Genomic DNA, 11,704 nt, shown 5'->3' with positions numbered 1-11,704 from the left:
CAAAAACAGGCTCAAAACGAAAAGGGCGCCACACATAATGTGCGGCGCCCTTTTTGTTTTAGTAAAAGCAAAGTTTTACCCTCTTATCAATCTTAGCAGGACCATTACTATGGCAATAACCAATAGTATGTGGATGATGCCACCCACCTGATCACCGAATCCTAAGAACCCAATGAGCCAAATAATTACCAGCACTACTGCGATGATATACAGTAAATTTCCCATAGTATTATTTTAACCTGCGTTAGCAGAGGTGAAAAAACAATTGAATGGCGTTATGCCCTACGTATTAAACGTAAGATCACGGCGATAACCGCAATAACCAACAAGATGTGGATCACACCACCTACTTGATCACCGAATCCTAAGAACCCGATCAGCCAGATAATTACCAGCACTACCGCGATGATATACAATAAATTTCCCATAGTTTTAAGTTGTGTTTAGGTTTTAGTTTTTTGTTTTAAGACCGCTAAAGAAAATCTTCAATAACGATTTTTCTGCTTGTACGCAAGAATATTTCGAAAGATTTATATAGACATATAAAAAAATTATAAGTACCTCTTTCTTTGCAGGTTAAAACTAAAAATAACCCGCCAGGCTTCTTTTGGAGGCCTTAGGAAATGATTTAGCTTTGTATCTTCACGCACACTAACTAACGCTTATTCTATGAATATATCTGTCATTGGTTCCGGCACCATGGGTAATGGCATTGCCCACGTGTTTGCCCAACATGGCTTTAACGTTTCACTGTTTGACATTTCCCAAGAGTCATTGACCAAGGCTATTACCACCATCTCATCTAACCTGGACCGCATGGTGGCCAAGGGGTCCTTATCTGAAGAGCAGAAAACCCAAACCACGGACCGCATCTCCACCTTCACCGATTTGCAGGAGGGTGTGCGTGAGGCAGACCTGGTTATTGAAGCCGCCACTGAAAACGTAGAGATAAAGCTGGACCTGTTCCGGAAGCTGGACCAATTCACCTCACCTACGTGCATCTTAGCCAGCAATACCTCATCCATCTCCATTACCAAGATTGCGGCCGCCACTAAACGCCCAGACAAGGTGATTGGCATGCACTTCATGAACCCCGTACCGGTCATGAAACTGGTAGAGGTGATCAGGGGCTATTCAACCAGCAATGAAGTCACTACCCAGATTCTGGAGCTTTCAAAAAAACTGGGTAAAACCCCGGCCGAAGCCAATGACTACCCAGGTTTTGTGGCCAACCGTATTCTTATGCCTATGATCAATGAGGCCATTTACTCCTTGTATGAAGGGGTGGCCGGCGTAGAGGAAATTGACACCATCATGAAACTGGGTATGGCTCACCTTATGGGTCCTTTGCAACTGGCAGATTTCATTGGCCTAGATGTGTGCCTTTCTATTATGCGGGTTCTGCATGACGGGTTTGGACACCCCAAATACGCTCCCTGCCCTCTTTTGGTAAACATGGTGCAGGCAGGCCAATTGGGTAAAAAATCTGGTCAAGGTTTCTATAATTACTCCCATGGCACCAAAGATCTGGTAGTGGCAGACACCTTCAAGAAAAGCTAGAGGCTACTAACTTGACTCTTTCCCTGTTTTGAGGCTGTTTTCTAAAAGTAAGCCCCAAAACAGGGATTTCTATTTTTAAGCCACTCCCAAGGCAGGCGATGATTTTTTATACATTGTAACCAAGTGAAGAAGAAGTCATCCCTATACGCCAGGCGCGTCACGTCAGGAAAACTACAGCTCCCTAAAAATTTGGTGATGGGCTTCTGCGCTTTTTGCCGTATTTTTATATCCCTTAACTGAGGAGGCTTTCCTAGCCTAGTCAGTTACCCTGTTACCCTTTACCCTATTATATATGAAGGCGCTTTTTACCGGATTATTTGCCGCAAACTTGTTTTTATCCTTGGCAGCCCACAGCCAGACCCTGGCAACTCCTCCGGCAGCCCAAACTAAATCTCCGGCTACGGCTTCCCCAAAACCAGCCTCCACCAAGCTTGGGGAGAAAGTGAATGCCCTTATCAATAAACAAACGCCAGCTAAACCAGCCACTGCCTCTGCCACTGAGGCAGCCACGGCCGCTCAACCCAAGAAAGCCGCCACCCCTTCTACCCCAGAAGCCAAACCTGCGGCACCGGCCGTGCGCCCAGAGTCTAAGGTTGAGCGACTCATCACCGAGCGGGAACAACTGGTTTTGAAATATGATTACCTTAAAACCCAGGGCAGCAATTTCTGGGGCAAAGCCTCTAAGGAAGACATGCGCGCCGTGATTGAAGCCCTGAAAGAAGTATTGCAGAAAGACGAACAGATAATTCATGCCGTAGAGCAGGCCAACCTGGAGACCCGCCGCAGTGTGGCCCAGCGTGCCGCTCAACTGGAGGCCGAAACCAAAAAGCTCAACAACCAGGTGCAAGGCGATAAACGGGTAGTTACCGATAATATTTACGACCTCAAGACTTCGTTGAACAACGCCCGCAACCTTACCAAACGCAAAGACCGGGTGATCAAGGACCTGGAAGAACAGGTGCAAACTGCCAAAGACGCTAAGTTTGAGCATGATGCCATTGCGGCCTTTTTTGCCATGTTCAGCTTGTTATTGGTGGGGTACATTGTTCGGTTAAGAGGCCAGATGGGTAAAACCAGCCAGAAGAAACACGCCAAGGCATGACGCAAGGGTTGGTGCCGGTGGCTACCTACCTTAGCTACGCAGAAGCCGCAGACCTTTATCAGGCCCTGCAAGAAATAGAAATCCTGGCGTTGGTTAAATCTTGTGGCCCACCCACCCTGCCTTACGGCGAAGGGAAATATTTCCAATTGCTGCTTCCGGAAGAGGCCTTGTTGCCGGCAAAACCTGTTTTAGAGGCGTTTTTAGAAAACCAGGCCCAAAACGCCAGCCAGCCTCTCACCTGCCCCACGTGTGGTTCCTTAGAATTAAACCACAGCCTAGACCTTCCTTGGTGGCGGAAACTCTTTTATGCCGGCACCACTGTCTACAGGTGCGGGGCTTGCCGACACTCCTTTTTTACGTAGCCACTTATTTAATTAAAGCGCACTTCACTGGCCAAAGGCAAAACTTAAATTTCAGCGCTACGTGATAGGCAGGAGAAGAAGAAAGAATTTAGAAATCTAAGCGCCGCACCTGCGGTCACTGGCTTTTCTGGCCTTGCCGGCAAGCCCTTTATACAATGGACGAAATTTTAAATGAGTTATTAGATGTGCGGGCCTTGCTCAAGCTGGAGCAGGATGAAGACCGCAAACAGTACCAACTGAAAAATGCCCAGACTACCATCACAGAGCGCAAGCGCCTTGGCATTTGCTGGTATCCCGTAAACATAAGCAAGCAGGAAGTAGGTTTTGGGAACAAGGTAGTGGTAGAACTGGAGCGCCTCTCGGGCCGGGATCAATTGCACATGTTCCAGGCAGGTTCTTCGGCGGCCTTGTTTACCAACGGCGATGGCGGCACGCTCAACGGCGTAGTCTTGGAGGTGAAGCGCAACAAGCTGCGTCTGGCCACCTCCAAAGAAGACCTGCCGGACTGGGTAGAGGAAGGCTACAAGATGGGCGTAGAACTTACCTTTGACGAGGTCAGCTACCGTGAGATGGAAATAGCGCTCATGAAAGTGATGGAAGCTGAGAAAACCCGCCTGGCCCAGCTCCGCGATATCATCTTAGGCGCTGAACCGGCCATCTTCCGCCGCGAAAAGCCATACACTCCTGTTCCTTTTCTTAATGACTCGCAAAATGCGGCGGTAGCCAACATCATGCAGGCCAAAGACGTGGCCATCATTCACGGGCCTCCGGGCACCGGCAAAACCACCACGCTGGTGCAGGCCATTCTCCAAACCCTGGAAGCCGGTGAGCGCCGCCTGTTGGTGACCGCGCCCAGCAATACCGCCGTGGATCTACTAACCGAGAAACTGGCCGAGCAGGGCGTGAACGTAATCAGAATAGGCAATCCATCCAGGGTTTCTGAGGTGCTGCTGGAGCATACTCTGGATTCACAGGTCATGCACCACCGCGACTATCGTCAATTGAAGAAACTGCGCAAGTCTGCGGAGGAATATCGTTCTATGGCCTTTCAGTTCAAGCGCAGCTTTGGCCACGAAGAACGTGAGCAGCGCCGCCGCATGAAAGAAGAAAGCAAGCGCATGCTGGAGCAGGCAGATGACATTGAGCAGTATATCACCGATGACCTTCTGGATCACGTGCAGGTCATCACCTGTACGCTGGTAGGCTCGGCTAACCGCATGATCCGGCACCTGCAATATGACACCGTCTTTATAGATGAGGCCGCCCAGGCCCTGGAGCCCGCCTGCTGGATTCCTATTACCCGCGCTAACCGCGTAGTGCTGGCCGGCGACCATCACCAATTACCGCCTACGGTCAAATCTTTGGCAGCGGAGCGCGGCGGACTGGCCCGCACCTTGTTTGAGAAATGCATTGAGCGTCAGCCCGAGGTGGCCGTCATGCTCAATACCCAGTACCGCATGCACCAGCACATCATGGGCTTTTCTAACAGCCAGTTCTACGGCAGTAATTTAATAGCCCATGAAAGTGTAGAATCGCATACGTTGCAAGACATCCATCCGGCTTTTGACCCGGGGCTGATTGTGGAGTTCATTGACACCGCCGGCTGTGGCTTCAATGACCAGACCATAGGCGAAGGCAGCAGCACCGCCAACCCAGAAGAAGCCGATATTCTGCTAAAACACCTGGTGAACCTGCTTATGCCCTATGAACCGGGCTCTGACCCTGCCGGGGAAGACGCCGCCCCGTTGCGCATTGGCATTATCTCGCCGTACCGCGCCCAGATCAATTATCTGAAAGACCAGGTAGAGCATCAGCCAAAACTTTCGCAATTGCTAACGCGCCGGCAACTGTCAGTGGGAACGGTAGATTCTTTCCAGGGGCAGGAACGGGACATCATTTACATAAGCATGGTGCGCAGCAACCCCGAAGGCGAGATTGGCTTTTTAGCGGATATCAGACGCATGAATGTAGCCATGACCCGGGCCAAGAAAAAGATGGTAATTGTAGGCGATAGTGCCACGTTGGGCTCTCACCCCTTTTACCAGGAATTCCTGGCGTACGCAGAGCGCATTGGCGCTTACCGCAGCGCCTGGGAGCTCATCTCCACGGACCCTGAATAAATCTTTTGCCAAGGCTCCTGCGTTAGAAGCAACATGGTTTTTGCTAAGGTAACGCCTTTAAAAAGTGAAGACTTTTAGCGGAGAACATAAATCTTATTTTTGAATAACTACCTTTACATCCTATCAACCACATAAACACACACCAAATGAAAATCGAAGAGAACAAAGTAGTGTCGCTCACCTACGAGCTACGCGTTACCGACGAAGAAGGCGAAGCAACCCTGGTAGAGACCGCTGACGAAGAAAACCCAATGGTCTTTTTGTTTGGTGTGAGCGGCCTCCCTGAAAAATTTGAAGAAGAACTGGAAGGCAAATCAGCAGGCGAAGCCTTTAAATTCACCGTTTCTGCAGAAGACGGTTACGGCGATTTAGATGAGTCTGCCATTGTACCGGTACCTAAAAACGTGTTTGAGGTAGACGGCAAAATTGACGAGGAAATGGTGCAGGTAGGCAATTACATTCCTATGTCTGACAACGAAGGCAACCACATGCAGGGCCGCATTGTAGGCGTTGAGCCAGACCACGTTTTAATGGACTTCAACCACCCACTAGCCGGTATGGACATGCACTTTGAAGGCAAGATTGTTAGCGTGCGCGAAGCTACCCAAGAAGAAATTGCCCATGGTCACGTCCACGGCGAAGGCGGACACCACCATTAATTAGGAATTGAGAATTAAGAATTAGGATTGGTAATGACCAGACCTACTTTCTAATTCTTAACTTTTTATAAAATTAAACAGAGAAGCCATTCCTCTTTGGGAATGGCTTCTCTGTTTTAGGCCTATTTTTACAAAAACAGGCTTAAAACAGCATTATAGTTAATGCAGAATTTAAATGCCTGCTTAACTTATCCCACGTTATAGCCTTTTAAGGAAGGAGAACAAGCCAAGAATTCCCTTTACACTTCCCTATCAAAATCGGATTCCTAATTCTTAATTAACAGAATTTGCTCTTCCACATAGGCCTGTAATTCCGGGAAGAACCGGTCAAACTCCGCTTGGTAGAAATCATAATGTAGCAAAAGCTCCTGTCCGGCGTGTTCCATGCCAGAGTCAAAAGTGGTGCGGGTACTCAAACCTTTGAGGGCCCTTGATATTCCTTCTACCTGGGCGTAGGAAACCAGCCAATTATGCTTGACCATGTACGGAAAGAAATGGTGAACCCGCTCCGGTAGGAGCCCTGGGTAACTTTGGATTTGCGCGTAAGAATGGGCGGCAAAAGCCTCCAAAGGTTGGGCACTGAACGAAGAGAAACCTCTGGCCAGAAAATGGTCATAATACACATCTGCCACCACGCCGGCGTACTTTCTGAAGGTAGGCCGAAGCCGGGTTTTGGTTTCTGTCACTACCGGGTGCACATCAGTGAACGCATCAATAAGACGATGAAGTTTGATCCCTTGCTGCACCCGTTCGGGGTAAAGCAGAATTTGGGCACCCCGTACGCTATCTGCTATAAAATTCCCCAGCCGAAGGTCAGCGTCGTTGCCAGACAGAAATAAATGGGCTAAGTAATTCATGGGGCAGAAACTTAAAACCAAATGTACGCAATCTGGTTAAGGAGGTAGGTATACGGCAGAAAAGGAACTTTCCCCCACCCTGCCCGTATCTTTTTCAAGGCAAATACCACATTAAAAACTATGGAAAACAATCAGAAAAATACCTCCGGCGATTTGAACGCCTTTATAGAAAAAATCAAGGACATTGACACCGCTATGCTCAGCACCGTGGAGCCGGATGGCACTATCCGGTCGCGCCCCATGCGCCACATGCAGGTAGATCAGGACGGAATTATCTGGTTCTTTACTGGCTACCAGTCCCATAAAACCGATGAGATCCAAAATGATAGCCACGTGAACTTAAGCTATTCCAAACCAAGTGATAACCTGTATGTGTCAGTATCTGGCCGCGCAAAAGTGTACCGCGATCAGCAAAAAATAGATGAGCTTTGGAACCCCGCCATGAAAGCCTGGTTCCCGGAAGGCAAGGAAGATCCCAACATCGGTATCCTGAAAGTAAGCATTGACCAGGCCGAGTACTGGGATTCGCCCAACAGCGCGGTGGTGCATTTGTACGGCATGGTGAAGGCGGCCCTTACCGGCGAGCCAGCCCACCCCGGTGACAATAAAAAGATCAACTTGTAAAAACAGAAAGAGGGAGTTTAGGCTCCCTCTTTTTTTGCCAAAGCAGCCATTTTCACCCATTCCGTTTTTTGGCTACTTTTAAGAAAACACTGCTAAAACACCCTTCTTTCAGTGAAGTACCAAACACCTGTCGCCCCGGCGCATACCACCCTCTCTTTATTCGGCATAAAACCTGGCCACGTTAGGTGGGGCCTGGCACAAATGGGCACATCGGTTAGACCTTTGCAGAAAGTAGACGGCCTCAAATTCTTCAAGCTCCTGGGCAGCGGCCAGGGCCGAGGCTTCAGCCTGAAACCCAACTGGCACCGCTACGGCCTCATGGCCACTTGGGAAAGCCCAGAAGCTGCCCAGGCTTTCTTCCAAAGCCACCCCCTGCTGGACGAATACCGGCAGCACACCTTTGAACAATACACCCTTCATCTACAACCTCTGCAAGCCCACGGACTATGGAGCGGGCAAAACCCCTTCACCACAGAAACCAACGCTGCTCCTACTACCGGCCCCATAGCCGTGCTTACCCGCGCCTCCATTCGGCTCACCAAAGCCTATGATTTCTGGAAAAACGTACCCGCTGCCAGCGCCGGCCTGGACCACGCCGAAGGCCTCCTGGCTTCCATCGGGTTAGGCGAAGCTCCCCTTGTTCGGCAGGCCACCTTCAGCCTATGGCAGGATGAGGCCAGCATGAAAGCCTATGCCTACCGCCAAGCTTCCCATCGCGAAGTCATCAAACGCACCCGTTCCCAAGGCTGGTATTCTGAAGAAATGTTCGCCCGATTTTTACCACTTTATAGTGAAGGCACCTGGAATGGCGTGGATCCTTTGGCGGGGTTACGTTAAGTGTAGTTCGGAGATTCTGGTTTGGCCCTGTTTTGCGGGAAACGGGCTGGAAATGGGTTTGATCCGCAAAAGTGCGTCATCCCCCTACCCCCTTCAAAGGGGGACGATATGCGCGGAGTGAGGCCAGGACCTCAGGGAAGTTGGAAACTTCCCGAATGGTGGGTCCAAGTTGGAAACTTGAACCAGGGAAGACCTATTGGTGTAAACACCACCCTTCGCCCCCCTCAAAGGGGGGAGTTTGCGCGTAGTAAAGGGTTATTGCGGTTTGGGCCTGTTTTTGGAAAAACGTGCCTAAAGCACCCTCCCCTTTCACCACGCATTCCCTCAATTCCAGTCTTTACTTCGAGCGCCTCGCTTGTGGCCCTGCAGGGGCTAAACTAAGAGAAAACTGCAACCCGGCCGCAAGGGCAGTGCGAGGGGGAAAGACGGGGCCCCGCGGCCGTGAGCGCTCGGAGGGAACAAATGAAACTTCAAAGCATAAGGACTTTAGGCGACAGAGGACACCACGCCAGCAGCAGGCGGAAACGCGTGCACCAAAGCAAGTTCCACCTCTCTTATTTAACTCTCTTTCCCCCTTTACCACAACGTTAAAAAGCCTAAAGAGAAATTCCTTACTTTTGCAACTAGCCCTACCGGCAACAAAACCACTGTACTAACCGGGCGGTTATCGCCTACAACCATACCACACCATGTCTGAGTACGACTACCGATCCATTGAGCAGAAGTGGCAGCGCTTCTGGAGCGAGAACAAAACCTTCAAGACCGAGATAGACCACAGCAAACCCAAGTTCTACTCCCTGGATATGTTCCCCTACCCGTCGGGGGCGGGTCTGCACGTAGGCCATCCGCTCGGATACATCGCCTCAGACATCGTGAGCCGGTATAAGCGCCTGAAAGGGTTTAACGTGCTACACCCCATGGGCTTCGACTCCTTCGGCTTGCCCGCCGAGCAGTACGCCATCCAGACAGGGCAGCACCCTGCTATTACCACCAAGCAGAACATTGAGCGCTACATTGAGCAGCTCAACAACCTGGGCTTTTCCTTTGACTGGGACCGCGAGGTGCGCACCTCAGACCCAGACTACTACAAATGGACCCAGTGGATCTTCATGCAGCTCTTCAACAGCTGGTACAACAATGACACGGACAAAGCAGAGCCTATTGAAAGCTTGGTTGCTGAATTTGCAATGCGCGGCAACACCAAGGTGAATGCCGCCTGCGACGAGGACACCCCGCACGTGACCGCCGATGCCTGGGCCCGCCTGAACGAAAAAGAGCAGCAGGACCTGTTGCTAAAATATAGATTGACTTTCCTGTCTGAAGCGGTGGTGAACTGGTGCCCGCAATTGGGGACAGTGCTGGCCAACGACGAGGTAAAGGAAGGCGTTTCGGAGCGCGGCGGCTATCCCGTGGAGCGAAAGCTCATGAAGCAATGGATGATGCGCATCACGGCGTACGCCGAAAGACTGCTCCAGGGCCTGGAGACCATTGACTGGCCCGAGCCGGTAAAGGAGATGCAGCGCAACTGGATCGGGAAATCGGTGGGCGCGGAACTTCGCTTCCAACTGGAGGGCCACGAGCACAAGCACATCACCGTCTTCACCACCCGCATTGACACCATTTTCGGGGCCAGCTTTGTGGTGTTGGCGCCAGAGCATGAGATTGTGGCTGAGATTACTTCTTCCGGGCAACGCAAGGAAGTAGAGGAATACGTGGCCTGGGCCAAGAATCGCTCGGAGCGCGACCGCATGTCTGACGTGAAAAGTGTGACGGGTACCTTCACTGGCGCCTACGCTATTAACCCCATTTCCGGGGAGAGAATCCCGGTCTGGATTGCCGATTACGTGCTGGCCGGCTACGGTACCGGGGCCGTGATGGCCGTACCGGGCCACGACACCCGCGACTACGCCTTCGCCAAGAAATTCAACCTGCCTATCCCGGAAGTAGTGGCCGGCGGAGACCTGAGCAAGGAAGCCTTCTCCGCTAAAGAGGGAAAAATCATCAACTCTGATTTCCTGAACGGGCTGGAGGTGAAAGACGCCATCAAGGCCGGCATCAAACGCGCAGAGGAACTGGGCGTGGGCAAGGCCCGCATCAATTACCGCATGCGCGACGCCGTGTTCGGGCGGCAGCGCTACTGGGGCGAGCCCGTGCCGGTATTCTACAAAGACGACATCCCGGCGTTGCTGGAGGAAAGCGAGTTGCCGCTGGTGCTGCCGGAGGTTGACGCGTACCTGCCCACCGAGACCGGCGAGCCGCCGTTGGGCCGCGCGCAAGGCTGGAAATACCGTGGCGAGTTTGAGTATGAGCTGAGCACCATGCCCGGTTGGGCCGGCTCCAGCTGGTACTGGTACCGCTACATGGACCCTAAGAATGAAGACGCCTTTGCCAGTAGAGAAGCCATTGATTACTGGCAGAACGTAGACTTATATATTGGTGGCTCAGAGCACGCTACGGGCCACTTGCTCTACTCCCGCTTCTGGAACAAGTTCCTCTTTGACCTGGGTCTGGTGAACCAGGAGGAGCCATTCAAAAAGCTCATCAACCAAGGCATGATCCAGGGCCGGTCTAACTTTGTGTACCGCATCAAAGACACCAACACGTTTGTGTCCCATGGGCTCAAAAATGACCATGACGTAACGGCGTTGCACGTAGACGTGAACATTGTGGAGAATGACGTGCTGGACCTGGAGAAGTTCAAGGCCTGGCGCCCAGACTTCGCGGAGGCAAACTTCCTGTTGGAAGACGGCAAATACGTGGTGGGCGTGGAAGTGGAGAAGATGTCCAAATCCAAGCACAACGTGGTGAACCCCGATGTATTGGTGGAGGAATACGGCGCCGATACCCTGCGCATGTACGAGATGTTCCTGGGGCCCTTGGAGCAGTTCAAGCCCTGGAACACCAATGGCATGGACGGCGTCTACAAGTTCCTACGCCGCTTCTGGAAGCTGTTCTCAGATGAGCAAGGCAACTGGGCCGTGACCGAGGAGGCACCCACCCCGGCAGAGTTGAAGGCCCTGCACAAAACCATCAAGAAAGTGGAGGAAGACATTGAGCGTTTCTCCTTCGGGACCAGTGTGAGCCAGTTCATGATCTGCGTGAACGAGTTGAGCGCCTTGAAAACGAAGAAACGTGCTATCCTGGAGCCCTTGACCATTACCCTGGCCCCGTATGCCCCGCACATAGCCGAGGAACTCTGGAGCCGTCTTGGCCATAAGGAAAGCATTACCTATGCCGCCTTCCCCCAATGGAAGGAGGAGTTCCTCACCGAGAGTACTTTTGACTACCCTATCTCGGTGAACGGTAAGGTGAAAACCAAGCTTACCTTTGATTTGAAGGCCTCTAAAGAAGAAGTTGAGAAAGAGGTGCTGGCCTCTGAGCAGGTTCAGAAATTGCTGGAAGGCAAACCCGTGAAAAAGGTGATTGTGGTACCCGGTAAAATCGTGAACGTGGTAGTATAGCGTTTTGGGCCTGTTTTCTGGAAAACAGGCCCAAAACAGCTTTTATGCAGGAGGCCGGGCCCAAAAGCCCGGCCTCTTTATTTTGCTGGTTCTTACCCTATTACCTTTCTCCCGCGCCAGAA

Annotated in this window: 11 protein-coding genes; 8 read left to right on the top strand and 3 right to left on the bottom strand. The window is 51.5% G+C overall.

Annotated elements, in window-relative coordinates:
- Nucleotides 1-75 precede the first annotated feature (75 nt).
- Together ACYVJQ_RS08875 and ACYVJQ_RS08870 are read right to left on the bottom strand one after the other, a co-directional pair.
- Nucleotides 76-225: a lmo0937 family membrane protein gene (locus ACYVJQ_RS08875; protein ID WP_460892717.1), complete on the bottom strand. Its 150-nt coding sequence runs from the start codon at nt 223-225 to the stop codon at nt 76-78.
- Between the two features lie 50 nt (nt 226-275).
- A complete protein-coding gene (locus ACYVJQ_RS08870; RefSeq protein WP_156180455.1) occupies nt 276-428 on the bottom strand; it encodes a lmo0937 family membrane protein in 153 nt (50 codons plus the stop codon).
- 241 nt (nt 429-669) lie between these two features.
- Between ACYVJQ_RS08870 and ACYVJQ_RS08865 the strand changes: the two genes are divergently transcribed.
- From ACYVJQ_RS08865 to ACYVJQ_RS08845, 5 genes are all read left to right on the top strand, one after another.
- Nucleotides 670-1,560, top strand: a complete 891-nt coding sequence (locus ACYVJQ_RS08865; RefSeq protein WP_460892716.1) for a 3-hydroxyacyl-CoA dehydrogenase family protein — start codon at nt 670-672, stop codon at nt 1,558-1,560.
- A 292-nt stretch (nt 1,561-1,852) separates the two neighbouring features.
- Entirely contained in the window at nt 1,853-2,662 is an 810-nt protein-coding gene (locus ACYVJQ_RS08860; RefSeq protein WP_460892715.1) for a hypothetical protein, read from the top strand.
- On the top strand, nt 2,659-3,024 hold the full coding sequence (locus tag ACYVJQ_RS08855; protein WP_460892714.1) for a hypothetical protein: 366 nt from the start codon (nt 2,659-2,661) through the stop codon (nt 3,022-3,024). Before ACYVJQ_RS08860 ends, ACYVJQ_RS08855 begins: the two co-directional genes overlap by 4 nt.
- Before the next feature lie 155 nt (nt 3,025-3,179).
- On the top strand, nt 3,180-5,144 hold the full coding sequence (locus ACYVJQ_RS08850) for an AAA domain-containing protein (protein WP_460892713.1): 1,965 nt from the start codon (nt 3,180-3,182) through the stop codon (nt 5,142-5,144).
- A 146-nt stretch (nt 5,145-5,290) separates the two neighbouring features.
- Complete coding sequence (locus tag ACYVJQ_RS08845; RefSeq protein WP_460892712.1) at nt 5,291-5,803, top strand: FKBP-type peptidyl-prolyl cis-trans isomerase; 513 nt, start codon at nt 5,291-5,293, stop codon at nt 5,801-5,803.
- A gap of 266 nt (nt 5,804-6,069) precedes the next feature.
- Here ACYVJQ_RS08845 and ACYVJQ_RS08840 read toward each other — a convergent pair whose 3' ends face one another.
- Nucleotides 6,070-6,660: an acyl carrier protein phosphodiesterase gene (locus tag ACYVJQ_RS08840; protein WP_460892711.1), complete on the bottom strand. Its 591-nt coding sequence runs from the start codon at nt 6,658-6,660 to the stop codon at nt 6,070-6,072.
- Between the two features lie 120 nt (nt 6,661-6,780).
- Between ACYVJQ_RS08840 and ACYVJQ_RS08835 the strand changes: the two genes are divergently transcribed.
- The 3 genes from ACYVJQ_RS08835 (at nt 6,781) to leuS (ending at nt 11,582) form a co-directional block, all read left to right on the top strand.
- Entirely contained in the window at nt 6,781-7,284 is a 504-nt protein-coding gene (locus tag ACYVJQ_RS08835; RefSeq protein WP_460892710.1) for a pyridoxamine 5'-phosphate oxidase family protein, read from the top strand.
- Nucleotides 7,285-7,506: 222 nt separating this feature from the next.
- Entirely contained in the window at nt 7,507-8,121 is a 615-nt protein-coding gene (locus tag ACYVJQ_RS08830) for a spheroidene monooxygenase (RefSeq protein ID WP_460892709.1), read from the top strand.
- A 689-nt stretch (nt 8,122-8,810) separates the two neighbouring features.
- Complete coding sequence (gene leuS, locus ACYVJQ_RS08825; RefSeq protein ID WP_460892708.1) at nt 8,811-11,582, top strand: leucine--tRNA ligase; 2,772 nt, start codon at nt 8,811-8,813, stop codon at nt 11,580-11,582.
- Nucleotides 11,583-11,704 lie beyond the last annotated feature (122 nt).

It is taken from the genome of Rufibacter soli, assembly GCF_054781795.1.
Note: the sequence above shows the minus strand (reverse complement) of the source record. Positions and strands in the feature narration are given on the sequence as shown.